The following is a 16717-nucleotide window of genomic DNA, read 5'->3' on the forward strand; positions in this document are numbered from 1 at the left end:
GCTCATTGTATACATTATTTATGTTCTTTATTATAGTAAAAGTGTTTTTGATTCGTCAATCATCTTTTCCAAAAACACCGCTTTCTATACAGATGGGCAGGCACCTATTGCCCAAGTTTACATATGATGCTTGTAAATGCGTAGAGGAGGATGCACCGTGAAGAAACGTTTCAGCTCTTATTCGCTGCCGCCATGGGTAAGGCAAATTCGGCTTGTATCCGCACAAGTGATTATTCCCATTACGATTTTTCAAGGAATCAGAACCATTTTCTTTCCGACAACCTTTGATGTTTTGCTGCTCGCAATCCTAATCTTTTTAGCTTGCGCCCTTCATTTAGAATGGATATAAACAAACAAGTCCGCGCCATTAAGACGTGGACTCGTTTTCAGCCTGAAATTTTTTCTCTTGTTCAATCTGATGAATTTTCATCACAAACGGCTCTATGTTTTTCATTTGCCAATAAGCCTTTAATAATTGTGTACATTCCTCTTTTTCATGCTGTCTTTTCCCAGTTTGATAACCGTTCAGCACCTTGTACATGGCTGCTGGATATGCCATATAGCTGAGAAAAAGACTGACTTCCGCTTCACGCAAAGGGAATGATTTCGTATATCCATAAAACCATTCGACGCATTCCGGACAAGCTTTCGGAAAGCCTCTGAACATTTTTGTATAAAAGCCGAGCAGGTCGTTTTGCGGCGGACCGACAGATGCTCTTTCGAAGTTTGTAAAATATCCGGTCCCGGCATCATTATACAGAAAATGGTGTATAGACAGGCTGCCGTGGTTCATTACAACCCTTGAAACGTCCTTTTCCTTTGCCGACTCATACCAGTCCTCCAGCCGTTCCAGCGCAAAATTCACCGCCGAAATGGTTTCTGAAAAATAGGTTATGGCCTGGAGTTCAAAAGGAGAAAGGTACCATTCCTTCTCCGCTCTATCCACAAACTGCTCATAGAAAATTTTATCTTGTTCCCACTTTTTTTTCATTTGCCCGTAATAACGTTCAATCTCATCACGTCTAACCTTTAGTTCCTGCTCGGTTCTCTCGTGAAGACGGGCTGTTTCTCTAAATAAATAAGCATGTTTCTGATCCCGTTCTTCCTCTTGGTCAAATTGGAGCCAAGGCATTAAATAGTAGGTATCTCCGTATTGTATGCCTGCTGAGAAAAACTCACCGCTATTTGTTCTGTAAACGGGAACGAATGAACGAAAGCCTTTTTCCTCAATCGCCACCATATGATCTGTAAAATGCTTGCCGCGACCCTCTTTCAATTTTTTCAGGGCAAATACACCGTAGTCTGTATACACTTTCCAAACAAGAGGACTGACAGGCTCAATAAATTGAGCAGTCAGTCCGTATTCCCGAAGAACCGATTGGGTATCTTCCATTTCATTCACCACATTTTCCGATCGCTTACGGTTTACGCATGGCTATTTTTATATTGAGGAATATAGAGAATCTGTCCTGCTTTTAATTCATCATCCAAGGCTAAAGAATTCATCCTGATCAGCTGCTGGGATGTAATTTCATACCGTTCGCATAAACGCTCGATCGTATCTTCCTGCTGCACAATACAAATTTTCATTCTCGAAAACTCATCCGCTTCTTTTGTAAAGAGTTTTGTTAAATAAAGAGAATTATCACTTTCCTTTGTTTGAGGTTCCTTCGTTTCAGGAGCAGGAGCAACCCTAGGAACAGCATCCGTTTCCTTCCTTTCAGTCTCAGAAGATTCAGGCAGCTGGAAGGATTGAAAAGGTGTTTCTTCCTTAGGCTCTTCAGCTGATGGTGTTTTTCTCACTTCAATTTCGAAGCTCTCTTCCTCTTGTTCTTCCTCCTCCAGCAGCTTAGGCGCTGAATAAAAAGAATCCTCCTCTTCTTGTTCAGGCAGGAAGGTACGGTATGCCGGTTCAGGCAATTCTTCTTGAGATGCCTCCTCCGAGCTTGTTTTTTGATTGAAATGGAAATGTAAATCGGCATTGTCATTCTCCATATATACAGCTGAAGCTGTTTCTCTGCTATCTTCTATGGAGAGAGCGGCCTCTGATACACTCTCCAAAGCTTCATCCGGTTCCGCCTCTTCTTGGCAAAGCGCAGGATCAGCCTGATCCGATTGAGCTGCTTCTTCATTTTGAGCCTCTTGGCGCAGCGCATATTCATGATTAGGAGACACTGTTGTTTCCGCTTTTTCCTCTGCAATCACAGTCTCTGAATGAAGCTCAGCTTCCAAAGCAGGCGATTCTTCTGCTCCAACGTGTTCACGAAGCTCAGTCTCCGCTGGAGAGTCTGCTTCTTCACGAACATCCGCTATTGCAGCTGCCGGCTCTGCCGTTTCTTTTTTTGCTTTAACGATCTCTTGAATCTCTATTTCTGAAGGATCAGGTTCTGGCTCAGATTCTTCTGTTTCCGATTCAGCACGAACCTCCGTTTCCGGCACAGCAAGCTCTTCTGACTCTTCTTCCTCTTTCACATCTTCTCTGGCCTCTGGTTCTGAAGCAACCGATTCAGGCGGCTCAGATTCTGCTTTTTCTGTCTCCAGTTCTTCACGGAGCCCCGCTTTCGAGATAAAAAGTTCTGGCGGTTCGGCTGGCGGTTCATGCTGAAGAACTGCTTCCTCTGCCGATGATGCACCCGGTTCTTCTACTACACTATGTGCCGGCGGCTCTGAAAGCTCTTCCTCCCTGAATGCCGCAGGAGCTTCATATAAAGGTATCTCCGGCTCTTTGTCTTGCGTATCATCCAAAAGCCCTTCAATCGCTAAATCAGCTTGAATTGTTAAAATGCGCGAATCCGTCAATTGATAGTCAAATGCGTCAATAAAGACGAAGACATCCTGTAAATGGCTCACTTTATTTTTCGGAATGGTAATATCCACAGGAAAACAGTGAGTCAGTTCCGCACTTCCATCCTCTCTCTTTCTGACTTGTTCAACAAACCGCTTATCTGTATAAATCTCTTCGGTATGTTTGTTTTGATCTATGTTGTACTCACCTGTAAGTTCAAGCGATCCTATGATTGATACATAATCATTTACTTCCTGAACCCTAATATCAGGATCTAATGAAATAGAAAGCAGTTCAGAAACTTCCTGTCCTTTTTGGAAACAGATCGATTCTTCTACAGAAAATTGCAATCGATGATTTTGCGGCAAGTTCATATCCTCCTTTCATCTAATCCTTAAAATTAGATGTCACTAAAGGTGTATGTATGAACTGGAGAAAATATGAGTGGGAGAGCACGAAAAAACCGGCACAAGCAGTCCTTGATACCGGTTTTCACTCTTATCTGCGGCTGATCTCAGCAAATACTTTCTCAGCTGCCTGGATTGTGTTTTCAATATCTTCATCAGTATGGGCCGTTGAGAGGAAAAGACCTTCGAATTGTGATGGCGGAAGGAATACCCCTTCATTTGCCATCCCTTTATAATAGCTTGCGAACAGCTTCAAATCAGATGATTTCGCTGTTTCATAATTAATGACTGGTTCGTTTGTAAAGAAGAAACCGATCATCGAACCTGCACGGTTAAAGGTATGCGGAATGCCATGAGCCTCGGCGGCTTTTGAAATTCCTTCTTCCAGCCTGTCGCCTTTTTTAATGAAATTCTTGTAGGATTCAGGTGTCAGCTGTTTCAATGTCTCTAAGCCAGCCGTCATCGCAAGCGGGTTGCCTGACAATGTACCAGCTTGATAGATCGGACCGCTTGGAGCGATCTGCTCCATGATTTCTGCCTTTCCGCCATAAGCGCCGACAGGAAGTCCGCCCCCGATTACTTTTCCTAAACAAGTCAGATCAGGCGTTACGCCGAAGTAGCCTTGAGCGCAGTTATAATCGACCCGGAAGCCAGTCATCACTTCATCAAAAATCAGCAGGGAGCCGTACTGCTCAGTGATATCACGCAGACCCTGCAGGAAGCCTTCTTGCGGCGGAACAACACCCATATTTCCGGCAACTGGCTCTACAATGACTCCCGCAATGTCTTCACCGAATTGCTGGAAAGCAAGCTTTACACTTTCTAAATCATTGTACGGAACGGTGATGGTGTTTTTCGCAATGCCTTCAGGCACCCCCGGGCTGTCAGGCAGACCGAGAGTGGCAACACCTGAACCAGCTTTAATCAAGAGAGAATCGCCGTGTCCGTGGTAGCAGCCCTCAAATTTTAAAATCTTGTTGCGGCCTGTATAGCCCCTTGCCAAACGGAGGGCACTCATTGTAGCCTCTGTTCCGGAGCTTACCATTCGGACGATTTCTACAGATGGCACACGATCAATGACGAGCTTAGCCAGTTCATTTTCTACTTCAGTCGGAGCACCGAAGCTTGTCCCGTATTCAGCCACTTTTTTGAGGCTTTCTACGACGCGGTCATTTGTATGCCCTAAAATTAAAGGCCCCCATGACAAGACGTAGTCAATATATTCATTCCCGTCAATATCAAAGATTTTCGAGCCTTTTCCGCGTTCCATAAAAATCGGGTCCATGTCTACCGATTTAAATGCGCGAACGGGGCTGTTCACACCGCCCGGCATGAGTTTTTGCGCTTCTTTAAAAGCCGTTTTTGATTTTTCATAGCTTCTCATCTGCCTCAACTCCTGTCAACTGAATAAAATTACTCCGCAAGCCATTTCGCTGCGTCTTTCGCATGATACGTAATAATCAGGTCGGCACCCGCGCGCTTCATGCTTGTCAAAATTTCCAACACAATTTCTTTTTCTTTGATCCAGCCGTTCTGCGCTGCAGCCTTCACCATTGAATACTCTCCGCTTACATTATAAGCGACGAGCGGCAAAGTAAACTCATTTTTTACGTCACGCATGATATCCATATAAGAAAGCGAAGGTTTGACAATCAAAAAGTCCGCGCCTTCCTCGACATCTGATTGTGCTTCGCGGAGTGCCTCCATACGGTTGGCAGGGTCCATCTGATATGTTTTGCGGTCTCCGAATTGCGGTGTGCTGTTTGCTGCATCACGGAACGGACCGTAAAACTCGCTAGAATATTTCACAGCGTAAGACATGATGGGAATATTGACGAATCCTTCTTTATCAAGTGCTTCTCTGATCACTGTAACAAATCCGTCCATCATGTTTGATGGCGCAATGATATCCGCACCTGCTTTCGCTTGGCTGACAGCTGTCTGCGCCAAAAGCTCCAGCGATTCATCATTGAGGATGACCCCGTCTTTGACAAGTCCGCAATGGCCGTGGTCTGTATATTCGCACAGGCACGTGTCAGCGACAACAACCATTTCAGGGAAGTGTTCTTTAATTTCTGTGATGGCTTTTTGGACAATTCCGTGATCATGGTACGCTTGTGTTCCGCAATCATCTTTTTCTTCCGGGATGCCGAACACGATAACAGATTGAATGCCCAGTTTGACCAGCTCCGCTACTTCATCCTTCAATAAATCTAATGATACATGGTAAACATCAGGCATTGACGGAACAGCTTTTTTGCCTTCCAGCCCTTCAACGACAAAAATCGGATAAATAAAATCTGATGGATGCAAACGTGTTTCCTTTACCATTTCCCTCATTGCTTTTGATGTCCGCAGGCGGCGGTGTCTATTAAATGATTGACTCATATTCTCTCTTCCTCTCTTGACATGCTGCACATTAACTCAAGCATGCCATCTATTGTAAATGTATCAGGCGTATGCGATGTGATGCCGTACGTCAGAAGGGCATCATTTGTTAAAGGCCCAATGCTGATACACGCCGTCCCATTCGCCTTCCACTTTTTTAATTCTTCTCCCAAGACATGCATAAACGTATGTACGGTTGATGAACTCGTAAATGTTACATAGTCAAAGGAATATTGACCCGCAGCGTCTTTCAGTGCCTCAATGCCTTCTTCATCCGGAATCGTTTCGTAGAGAACCCATTCCTTTACTTCAAAACCGAGCGGGACAAGCTCTTGTTTTATCACATCACGTGACAAATTCCCTTTCATCACGGTAATGGGCTCCCCCGGTTCAGCATGCTGCTTAAGAGCGTCAGCCAATTGTTCAGCAATATACTCCTGTGGCATCACATCAACCGATACGTTATGCGTTTTTAAACGGCGGGCGGTTTTTTCACCGACGGCTGCAATTTTTTTATGCGCAGGGAGAATAAGCTGATTTTCCTTCAGATAAGAAAAAAAGAAGTCTGCCCCGTTCACACTTGTAAAAACAAGCCAGCCTGGCGCGGCAAGATCCTCTCTTACCTGTTCCGCAACATCATTCGGCAAAGCGCGGCGAAACGTAATCAAAGAGGTTAAAACCGCTTTACCGCCAAGCGCCTCCACTTTTTGCTGAAATGATGTTGCCTGTGCCTTATTCCGGGTGACAAGCACTGTTTTTCCTTTCAACGGAAAATCATTTTCCATCCTCATCAAGCTCCCGTTTTACACGATCAATTAAATCTTTTGCTCCTTTGTCAGCCATAAGAGCGGCACAGCGCTTTCCTACTTCCTCCGGATCGTTTCCGGTGACGGTTTCTTTAAAAATGATTTTGCCGTCAGGTGAAGCGACAAGACCTGTCATTTCAATTTCATCCTGTCCATTTAACACGGAGTAGCCTGCGATCGGAACCTGGCAGCCGCCCTCCATCGCGTTTAAAAAAGCACGTTCCGCTAAGACAGTCCGTTTTGTATATTCATCTGTAAACTGAGAAAACAACGCCAACAGCTCTTCATCCGATTCTCGGCACTCAATCGCCAGGGCTCCCTGCCCCACAGCAGGCAAACAGCGCTCAGGCTCAAGGAATTCGGTTACGACATCTTGTTTCCACCCCATTCTGGAAAGGCCGGCAGCCGCTAAAATAATCGCGTCATAATCCTCTGTTTCCAGCTTTTGAAGTCTTGTATCTATATTACCTCTAATCCATTTAATTGTAAGGTCAGGGCGCTCAATCAAAAGCTGCGCGCTTCTTCTTAAACTGCTTGTGCCAATGACAGCACCTTTCTTCATTTCTGAAAGCTTTACGCGATTCTTTGAAATAAGGGCATCACGCGGGTCCTCCCGTTCAGGAATACAGCCGATCACAAGGCCTTCAGGCAAAACAGCAGGCATGTCCTTCATGCTGTGCACTGCCATATCAATCTCTTCGTTTAAAAGCGCCTGTTCAATTTCTTTGACAAAAAGCCCTTTTCCACCCACTTTTGAGAGTGTAACATCGACAATCCGGTCGCCCTTTGTCACGATCTCTTTAATTTCAAAAGCAAACGAAGGATTGATTTCCTTCAGTTTTTGAATAACCCATTTTGTTTGAGTCATAGCGAGTTTGCTCCGTCTGGAACCTACTTTAATCGTTCTCATCATTTCTTTCCTCCCGAATCTGCTTGGGACATCGTTTAACTGAACCAATGGAATTGCGACAGGCTTCCAAGCAGGAAATAATTGATCATCAGCACCAGAAAACAAGCCGTATTCCACAGTGCAGCGACCTTTCCTTGCAGCTCCTTAATCAGCCTGATATAAAGATAATAGCTGTACAGCAGCAGGACGACAAACGAACCAAGCACTTTGGCGTCAAACCAATACAGCGTTTCTAGTGAGACATACGCCCAAATGACGCCGAGAATCAAACTCAGCAGCAGCATCGGAACCCCAATGACATTTAAAACATACGCCATATAATCAAGCTTAGATAAATCTTCTATTCTCAACAGCCATTTTCCCCACTTTTTCTTTTTCAGCAGATGATATTGAAACATATATAGCACAGAAAAAACGAAAGAAAGGGAAAAAGCGCCATATGAAAGAATCGCCATTGTAATATGAATCACCAAAAGCTCAGATACAAGCTGCCCGGAAAAAGCAGCTGACTGCTGCTCTGTCGGTGAAAATGTGTGAATGGCGATCATAGAAAATCCTATAACATTTGTAAAAAACACGATAAAGTCAACACGTAAAAGCTTTGTCAGTACAAGTGACAGCGTGACAAGCACCCAGGCATAAAAATAAAGCGCCTCCGTCACATTTAATACCGGAAACCGCCCCGTCACCCACATAAAATAGGCCAAATACACGGTTTGCAGAGTCCAGACAATAGAAAGCAACCAGAAGGCCATTTTTCCAGCCTTCCGGTTGTGTTGAAGAAAATCTATAAAATAAAAGAGTACACTTAACGCGTAAATGACGATTGTCCCCTCATTAAGTCTTGCCATTGCAGTATCAATCATTCAGCTTTCACTCACTTACAAGTGGGCTAAAGCCCGCTTTTGATTCAGCCTTCTTAAAAGAGTGGACCTTCTGGCTGCTTTCAACGGTTTTCATCATTTGACGGCCCGCAGCTTCTTCAATATCAAAAATCTGCATAAACAACGCGAGCTTTTCTTCAGAATCAGCATCTGCCGCAAGCTCTTTCACCTTTAAAATCGGATCACGAAGCATTTGGTTAATAATACTTTTGGTGTGTTTGTTCAACAGTTTTTTCTCTCTTGTGCTTAAGTGAGGCAGCTTACGCTCAATGCTGTCCATCGTTTCTGACTGGATGGCAAGCGCCTTTTCGCGCAATGCAGAAATAACCGGCACAACACCAAGTGTATTCATCCATTGTTTAAATTCCACAATGGTTTCTTCAATTAACAGTTCAACTTTTTCAGCTGTTTCTCTCCGCTCTTTCATGTTCGCTTCTACAATGCCTTCCAGATCGTCGATATCATAAAGAAAAACACCTTCAAGATCATTCAGCGCCGGATCAAGATCTCTAGGCACGGCAATGTCGACCATAAACAGCGGACGTCCCTTGCGAAGCTTATTCGCGTTTTCCATCATCTCTTTGGACACGACAAATTCACTTGCACCGGTTGAACTGATTAAAATATCAGCCTCCGCAAGCGCGCTTTCAAGCTGATTCAAGCTTCTCGCTTCACCTGAGAAACGGTCTGCAAGCTCCTTCGCTTTCAAGTATGTTCGGTTAATGACAGTGACCTTGCCGATTCCCTGTCCGTGCAGGTTTTCCGCAGCAAGCTCGCCCATTTTTCCCGCACCGAGAATCAATATGTGCTTGCTTGAAAGATTTCCGAAGATTTTTTTGGCAAGTTCAACTGCAGCATAGCTTACTGACACCGCATTTGAGCCAATGTCTGTTTCGGCGTGAGTTCGTTTGCCCACTGTAACCGCCTGCTTAAACAGCTCATTAAAAATAGTCCCGATCGTTTTTTCTTGCTGAGCTGTTTTAAAGCTGTCGCGTACCTGTCCGAGAATCTGCGTTTCGCCAATCACCATAGAATCAAGTCCGCAGGCTACACGGAATAAATGCTCAACAGCAGCATCGCTCTCATAAAACGTTAAGAACGGTGACAACTCTTCTTTGCTTAATTGAAACCAATCAGCTAAAAACTTTTTTATATAATAACGGCCGGTATGGAGCTGGTCGACTACCGCATAAATTTCAGTGCGGTTGCAGGTTGATACAATGATGTTTTCAAGAATGCTTTTCTCTTCTTTCAGCTGCACCATTGCTTCTGCCAGCTCATTCGGCTGAAAACTTACTTTTTCACGTATCTCAATAGGGGCGGATTTATAATCTACTCCCACAACAAGTATATGCATCGCTCTAATTACACCCCCAACACCCAATCTTAATTTATAATCATTCTAACATAGAACTCATTATTTATAATAATTATAACATAGTTTCTTTCACAAAATGTGAACAGATTTTAAAATTCTTATGCTATATTAGAAAAAGCTTCAGGGAAAAGAAGCATTCCTATTGACAATACCAAAAACAGCAGAAATTTACTACACATCAGCTCTAAAAAACAAGAAGGTGATATGCATGAAACAAAAATCAATTTTATTCCCTTGTCTGCTGCTTGCCGCTTCTGTATATGCATGGCTAGAAAGCGGCCAAGCCGAACTGTTTTCAGGGCAGGATCAATGGCCTGTTCTCCTCATGCTGTTAGGCGCAGCCTTTGTATATCAAGGAAAAAAAGAAGCCGTCACACCCCATTTTTTTATCGGTTTGCTTCTCTTCGGGATCGGTTTACACTTTTTTGCCAAGCCGAAATGGGTATGGTGGCCGCATGATTTTGAAATGCTCCTCTTTATGATCGGCTTCTCACTTCTCGTTTCAACCGTTCAAAAAAAAGAATATGTATATGAAGCTGTGTCGATGATTTGTTTTTCCCTGTTTTTGTACTTTTTCAAACAAATTATGGCATGGCTTGAGTCTGCGCATATTCCAACAGCGCTTCTGAAGGAGTATTGGCCGTTTGTCTTTATTGGAATCAGTTTATTGTTATTATTGATAAAACGAAAAAAATCTATACGATAAATAAAACCGGTAGAGGATCCTCTACCGGTTTATCATTTTTTTGATCGCTCCCCAAGCTTCGTCTTTTCCCTTTTTCGTTTCTGAAGAAAAGAGGATCAGCTCGTCTTCCGGATCAATATTTAATGTTTGTCGGACAACCTTCGCGTGTTTGTCCCATTTACCTTTCGGGATCTTATCCGCCTTTGTAGCGATAACAATAACAGGAATGCCGTAATACTTTAAAAATTCATACATCTGTACATCATCATTAGATGGCGCATGCCGCAAATCAACGATCTGCACCACAGCTTTTAATTCCTCGCGTGTCGTGATATAGGTTTCAATCATTCTGCCCCATGCTTCACGCTCAGACTTTGACACTTTGGCAAAACCGTAGCCCGGCACATCCACAAAATGCAGCTCATCATTGATAATGTAGAAATTAAGCGTTTGTGTTTTTCCCGGCTTTGATGACGTTCTCGCAAGATTTTTGCGATTGATTAATGAATTGATAAAAGACGATTTTCCTACGTTCGATCTTCCGGCCAATGCGATTTCCGGAAGCCCCCCTTCAGGGTACTGTTCCGGTTTTACTGCACTGATCACGATTTCTGACTTTGTGACTTTCATTTCTTCTCTCCTACTAAGGCATGTTCCAAAACCTCGTCTAAGTGGGACGCCAATATAAATGTCAGCCCCTCCCTGACGCTTTCCGGAATATCCTCTATATCTTTTTCATTATCTTTAGGCGCAATAATGGTCGTTAATCCCGCTCTATGTGCGCCAAGCGCTTTTTCCTTTAAGCCGCCGATCGGCAGCACGCGCCCGCGAAGCGTGATTTCCCCAGTCATGCCGACTTCACGCGAAACCGCCCGTCCCGTTAAAGCAGAAACAAGCGCTGTTGCCATCGTAATACCGGCTGACGGACCATCTTTTGGCACCGCACCCTCTGGTACATGTATATGAATATCATACTTCTCATGAAAGTCAGGTTCAATGCCAAGTTCTTCTGTTTTGGATCGCACATAGCTGAATGCAGCCTGAGCAGACTCTCTCATAACATCTCCGAGCTTTCCTGTCAGGATTAATTTCCCTTTTCCCGGTGAAAGCGATACTTCAATCGAAAGCGTATCTCCGCCAACGGTTGTATACGCAAGCCCTGTCACTACACCAACTTGATCCTCTGTTTCAGCTTGTCCATATCTGAAAATGCGTTTTCCGATAAAATCTTGAAGGTTCTTCTCAGTAACCGTAATTCGTTTTCGCTCTTCAGCAACAATGGCTTTTGCAGCTTTACGGCAAATTGCGGCAAGCTGGCGTTCAAGGCTTCTTACACCCGCTTCTCTCGTATAGTAACGAATAATATCAAGAATCGCCTGATCACGCAGCTGAAGATTGCTTTTCTTCAGCCCGTGTTCTTTGATTTGCTTTGGAAGCAAGTGATCCTTTACAATTTCAAGTTTTTCTATTTCTGTGTAGCCTGCGATATTAATAATTTCCATTCTGTCTCTGAGCGGGCCCGGGATTGTGGCCAAATTGTTCGCCGTTGCGATAAACAGCACTTTGGATAAATCAAAGGTTTCTTCAATATAGTGATCACTGAAGCTGCTGTTTTGCTCTGGATCAAGCACTTCAAGCATAGCGGATGATGGGTCTCCTCTAAAATCAGATGACATTTTGTCAATTTCGTCTAATAAGAAGACCGGATTCAGCTTGCCCGCTTTTTTCATCCCTTGAATAATACGTCCAGGCATTGCTCCGACATAGGTCCGTCTGTGTCCGCGTATCTCTGATTCGTCCCGAACTCCTCCGAGTGAGATTCTGACGAATTTGCGTCCCAAGCTTTTTGCAATTGATTTGGCTAAAGACGTTTTTCCGACACCTGGAGGTCCTGCTAAACAGAGAATCGGGCCTTTCAGGGATTTTGTCAGCTTCTGGACAGCCAAATATTCTAAAATACGTTCTTTTACTTTTTCAAGCCCGTGGTGCTCTTCGTCCAAGAGACGTCCTGCTTCTTTCAAATCAAGCTTATCATCTGTTTCATCCGTCCACGGAAGAGCAACCAGCCAGTCGATATAGTTGCGGATCACAGAGCTTTCCGCAGAACTTGACGGAATTTTTTCATATCTGTTCAATTCTTTAAGCGCTGTTTCTTTCACATGATCAGGCATGCCTGCTTCTTCGATTTTTTCCGTCAGCGTCTGAACTTCGCCAGTTTTGCCTTCTTTATCGCCAAGCTCTTTTTGGATCGCCTTCATTTGTTCACGCAAGTAGTATTCCTTCTGCGTACGCTCCATCGAACGTTTGACGCGCTGGCCGATTTTTTTCTCAATCTCCAGCACTTCTTTTTCATTATTAATAAAATCAATGACCTTGTTCAGCCTGTCTTTGACATCAGCCGTTTCTAAAATATCCTGCTTATCCTTTAGTTTAAGGGGCAGATGAGAAGCAACGATGTCTGCCATTCTCCCCGGCTCTTCGATATCAGTAACCGCAGCGTACGTTTCGGCCGAGATTTTTTTAGAAATTTTTATGTACTGATCAAAGTGGTCTAGCAAAGTCCGCATCAATGCTTCGTCTTCTGTATCTTTTGAATCATCTTCATGAATAAGTTGAATGTCAACCGACGTGTAATCCTCGTGTTCATTGTATTTGACGATATGGGCGCGCTTGAGGCCCTCCACCAACACACGAATCGTACCGTTCGGAAGCTTCAGCATTTGCTTAATTTTTGTATAGGTGCCGACAGTGAAAATCTCGTCTTCACCAGGTTCGTCTATCGAAATATCCTGCTGAGTGGCTAAAAATATCATATGATCATGCATCATTGCCTGTTCAAGAGCCTGAACCGACTTGTCACGTCCTACATCTAAATGCAAAACCATCGTCGGGTACACTAATAAACCTCTTAAAGGGAGGAGCGGGATGCTGCGTTTTAATTCTTCTGCCATGTGACTGACACCTCCGTGACTTTAGTATGAACCATTATAATACAACTTTTTCATCCTTGTACAATAAACGGCATGGTTCCATTTTCTATAAAACAGTCTCCTCGTAGTATACCCTTTCTTTCTGATATGAAAAAGGAAAAGATGTCCTTCATGAAAAAAACCCTATTATCAAAATAGGGTTTAAACGGATTCTTTATTGATTTCGATATGAAACGGTTTTTGTTCCGTTGGCGGATTCACCAAAATTTCATCAAGCACTTCTTGGAACGTCTTCACTGCAATAATCTCGATCCCGTCAATCTGCTTTAAGATGGCCTGCTGATTTTCATATGGGATAATCACCTTTTTCGCACCGGACTGCTTGGCCGCTTTTATTTTCGGAATGACGCCTCCGATGGGTTTCACAAGACCGTTCAGGCTGATTTCGCCCGTCATCGCAACGGTATTGTCAATAGGAATTTTGTGTATCGCCGAGAAAATCCCCGCCGCCATCGCAATGCCTGCTGACGGCCCATCAATCGGAATCCCTCCTGGGAAATTGATGTGAATATCATAATCAGAAGGCTTCATTCCCATTGTCCGGAGCACGGTTAATACATTTTCAACCGAACCCTTCGCCATGCTTTTTCGCCTGATCGATTTTGATTGGCTGCCGATGCTTTCTTCTTCAGCTATTCCTGTGATGTTAATTGATCCTTTATCTTGAGCCGCGGTTACACTTACTTCGATTTCCAGAAGCGATCCGCTGTTAGGCCCATAGACTGCAAGCCCATTTACAATGCCAACCTGTGGTTCAACACCGATTTTTTGCTCGTGCTTTGGAGTAAGCTGACTGGAGTGAATGACCCATTCAATATCCTCAATCGTAATGTCCTTTCGATTCTCCGTTACAGCCATCCCCGCTGCGATTTGAATCATATTGACGGCTTCCCGCCCGTTCCGCGTGTAGCTGGTCAAAAGATCCAGTCCTTCTTCGGAGATATTTTTTTCAATTTTATCCGCTGCTGTTTTGGCAACCGTTTTCAACTCGTCCTTTTCAAGCTCGCGGAAAAAAACCTCCAAACAGCGGGACCGGATAGCTGGCGGAATTTCGTTTGGCATTCTCGTGGTCGCGCCAATCAAGCGAAAATCAGCCGGCAGCCCATTTTGAAAAATATCATGAATATGATTCGGAATTTGTGTATTTTCCTCACTGTAATACGCACTATCTAAAAAGACTTTTCTGTCCTCAAGCACCTTCAGCATTTTATTCATTTGAATAGGATGCAGCTCCCCTATTTCATCAATAAACAGCACACCGCCATGGGCATGGGTGACAGCTCCCTGCTTCGGCTGCGGAATCCCAGCCTGTCCCATCGCTCCGGCCCCTTGGTATATCGGGTCATGGACAGAGCCGATGAGCGGATCGGCAATTCCTCTTTCATCAAAACGGGCTGTTGTCGCATCGAGTTCCACAAAGACAGCCTGCTCTTTAAACGGTGATTGTTTATGTTTTTTTGCTTCTTCCAACACAAGCCGCGCAGCAGCCGTTTTCCCAACTCCCGGTGGCCCATAGACAATCACATGCTGAGGATTTGGCCCGCATAAAGCCGCCTTTAATGCTTTAATGCCGTCTTCCTGTCCGACGATATCTTTAAAGCTTTTGGGGCGGACCTTCTCAGATAATGGCTCGGACAAGCTGATAGCGCGCATTTTCCGAAGCTGCTCCATTTCCTTCTTTGATTCTTTATCTATCGTGACCTTTTGTGTCCTTTGATTTTTAAGCAAATTCCAAAAATACAAACCGATGATGATCCCAAAAAACAGCTGAATAAATAACGCGATCCCTGTCCAACTCATGGTGGTCCCTCCTGAAAAACAATTTATGTATCCAATTCATTCCTCTGATTGCTAGTATCTCCCATAGAAGACGGGAATAAACGTTTTTCCGGAAGAGTTGCATGCAAAAAAACCTCCTGAGTGTTACCACTCAGGAGGTTTGTGCTTATCTTTATGCAGATGTTTTATCTTGGCTTACCTCAGTGCCGTCTTTTAATAAGAGGCGAGGAGGCTCTCCGTGTGTCACAGTTGCCCCGGTGATTACACATTTTTCAATGTCATCACGAGAAGGCAGCTCAAACATCACATCAAGCATGATGCCTTCAATGATGGAACGGAGTCCGCGTGCTCCAGTCTTGCGTTCAATTGCTTTTTTAGCAATTTCAGAAAGCGCTTCTTCTTCAAACTCAAGCTCAACGTTGTCAAGCTCAAGCATTTTCTTGAATTGCTTAACTAGAGCGTTTTTCGGTTTTGTTAAGATCGCAACCAATGCTTCTTCGTCAAGCTTTTCAAGGCTTGCAATAACCGGAAGACGTCCGATAAATTCAGGAATTAACCCGAAACGGAGCAAATCTTCAGGAAGCACTTTTGAAAGAAGATCTTCTTTCTCAAGATCAGCAGCTTTATTGTCGGCACCGAATCCAATCACTTTTTGGCCTAAACGGCGTTTGATGATTTGTTCGATACCATCGAAAGCTCCGCCGCAAATGAACAAAATATTTGTTGTGTCAATTTGAATGAATTCTTGATGAGGATGCTTACGTCCACCTTGAGGCGGTACGCTTGCCACTGTACCCTCAAGAATTTTAAGCAATGCCTGCTGTACACCCTCACCTGACACATCACGTGTGATAGACGGGTTTTCAGATTTTCTAGCCACTTTATCGATTTCATCAATATAGATAATGCCTTTTTCGGCTTTTTCCACATCATAATCAGCAGCTTGGATGAGCTTCAAGAGAATATTCTCTACATCTTCACCCACGTATCCAGCTTCAGTCAAAGATGTAGCGTCCGCAATCGCAAACGGCACATTTAAAATGCGAGCCAATGTTTGCGCCAGAAGGGTTTTACCGCTTCCCGTAGGGCCGATTAATGAAATATTACTTTTTGAGAGCTCAACATCATCAACTTTGCTGTTAGAGTTAATGCGCTTATAGTGGTTATACACAGCAACAGCAAGTGATTTCTTCGCTTGATCTTGGCCGATGACATATTCATTCAAAATTTCACGAATTTCCTGAGGCTTTGGTACGTCTTTAAATTCTACTTCTTCTTCTGTTCCGAGTTCTTCCTCTACAATTTCAGTGCAGAGTTCGATACATTCGTCACATATATATACACCAGGTCCAGCTACAAGCTTACGAACCTGATCTTGTGTTTTTCCACAGAACGAGCATTTTAATTGTCCTTTTTCCTCGTTAAATTTAAACATTCTTTCACCCCTTAATCTTGTCTCACTTTTTCTTTTACCGGCAGAGCAAAAGAAAATGATTCTTGAAACGAACGAGTATGTATTGCATTTTACCATACTTTCCAAAAAGACGGTAACAATGTGTTTCTGACTTGCACATTCTATATGTATGACAAAAAGCAGCCCTGCATTAACTATATTGCCCCAAGAAAAAGAGATAACTCATAATTGTACAAAACAAGGCACGAATGATTCGCGCCCTGTTTTATTAGTACTATTATTATGCACCAT

At 43.8% G+C, this 16717-nt stretch carries 14 protein-coding genes; 2 read left to right on the forward strand and 12 right to left on the reverse strand.

The features are described 5' to 3' along the window. Nucleotides 1-157: 157 nt before the first annotated feature. Nucleotides 158-349 carry a hypothetical protein gene (locus MKX38_RS13815; RefSeq protein ID WP_003222590.1) on the forward strand — a complete coding sequence of 64 codons (192 nt, stop codon included), beginning with the start codon at nt 158-160 and terminating at the stop codon, nt 347-349. An 18-nt stretch (nt 350-367) separates the two neighbouring features. Here the strand turns inward: MKX38_RS13815 and cotN are convergent, their stop codons facing one another. From cotN to hemA, 8 genes are all read right to left on the reverse strand, one after another. Then, nucleotides 368-1393: a spore coat protein CotN gene (cotN, locus tag MKX38_RS13820; protein ID WP_088467306.1), complete on the reverse strand. Its 1026-nt coding sequence runs from the start codon at nt 1391-1393 to the stop codon at nt 368-370. A 32-nt stretch (nt 1394-1425) separates the two neighbouring features. Beyond that, entirely contained in the window at nt 1426-3153 is a 1728-nt protein-coding gene (gene spoVID, locus MKX38_RS13825; protein ID WP_339187429.1) for a spore coat morphogenetic protein SpoVID, read from the reverse strand. 130 nt (nt 3154-3283) lie between these two features. Then, a complete protein-coding gene (gene hemL / locus MKX38_RS13830) occupies nt 3284-4576 on the reverse strand; it encodes a glutamate-1-semialdehyde 2,1-aminomutase (protein WP_029946082.1) in 1293 nt (430 codons plus the stop codon). 29 nt (nt 4577-4605) lie between these two features. After that, nucleotides 4606-5580 carry a porphobilinogen synthase gene (gene hemB / locus MKX38_RS13835; protein ID WP_015483525.1) on the reverse strand — a complete coding sequence of 325 codons (975 nt, stop codon included), beginning with the start codon at nt 5578-5580 and terminating at the stop codon, nt 4606-4608. After that, nucleotides 5577-6365 (reverse strand): uroporphyrinogen-III synthase, encoded by a 789-nt coding sequence (gene hemD / locus MKX38_RS13840; protein ID WP_014477560.1) that lies wholly within the window; start codon nt 6363-6365, stop codon nt 5577-5579. Before hemD ends, hemB begins: the two co-directional genes overlap by 4 nt. Beyond that, nucleotides 6355-7299: a hydroxymethylbilane synthase gene (gene hemC, locus MKX38_RS13845; protein ID WP_010886587.1), complete on the reverse strand. Its 945-nt coding sequence runs from the start codon at nt 7297-7299 to the stop codon at nt 6355-6357. Before hemC ends, hemD begins: the two co-directional genes overlap by 11 nt. A gap of 32 nt (nt 7300-7331) precedes the next feature. Continuing rightward, the gene (locus tag MKX38_RS13850) at nt 7332-8162 is read right to left on the reverse strand and encodes a cytochrome c biogenesis protein (protein WP_003222575.1); all 831 of its coding nucleotides are present in this window, start codon (nt 8160-8162) and stop codon (nt 7332-7334) included. A gap of 7 nt (nt 8163-8169) precedes the next feature. Then, entirely contained in the window at nt 8170-9537 is a 1368-nt protein-coding gene (gene hemA, locus MKX38_RS13855; RefSeq protein WP_004399038.1) for a glutamyl-tRNA reductase, read from the reverse strand. 229 nt (nt 9538-9766) lie between these two features. Between hemA and MKX38_RS13860 the strand changes: the two genes are divergently transcribed. Beyond that, on the forward strand, nt 9767-10264 hold the full coding sequence (locus MKX38_RS13860) for a hypothetical protein (RefSeq protein ID WP_339187432.1): 498 nt from the start codon (nt 9767-9769) through the stop codon (nt 10262-10264). A 21-nt stretch (nt 10265-10285) separates the two neighbouring features. Here MKX38_RS13860 and yihA read toward each other — a convergent pair whose 3' ends face one another. From yihA to clpX, 4 genes are all read right to left on the reverse strand, one after another. Next, nucleotides 10286-10873: a ribosome biogenesis GTP-binding protein YihA/YsxC gene (yihA, locus tag MKX38_RS13865; RefSeq protein WP_003229621.1), complete on the reverse strand. Its 588-nt coding sequence runs from the start codon at nt 10871-10873 to the stop codon at nt 10286-10288. After that, a complete protein-coding gene (gene lon / locus MKX38_RS13870; protein ID WP_003229618.1) occupies nt 10870-13194 on the reverse strand; it encodes an endopeptidase La in 2325 nt (774 codons plus the stop codon). Before lon ends, yihA begins: the two co-directional genes overlap by 4 nt. A 180-nt stretch (nt 13195-13374) precedes the next feature. Next, nucleotides 13375-15033 carry an ATP-dependent protease LonB gene (gene lonB / locus MKX38_RS13875; RefSeq protein ID WP_004398923.1) on the reverse strand — a complete coding sequence of 553 codons (1659 nt, stop codon included), beginning with the start codon at nt 15031-15033 and terminating at the stop codon, nt 13375-13377. Between the two features lie 151 nt (nt 15034-15184). Beyond that, a complete protein-coding gene (gene clpX, locus MKX38_RS13880; RefSeq protein ID WP_003229613.1) occupies nt 15185-16447 on the reverse strand; it encodes an ATP-dependent protease ATP-binding subunit ClpX in 1263 nt (420 codons plus the stop codon). Nucleotides 16448-16717: the final 270 nt, after the last annotated feature.

The organism is Bacillus sp. FSL M8-0025, from assembly GCF_037975475.1.
In the GTDB taxonomy this organism is placed as follows: Bacteria; Bacillota; Bacilli; order Bacillales; family Bacillaceae; genus Bacillus; species Bacillus subtilis.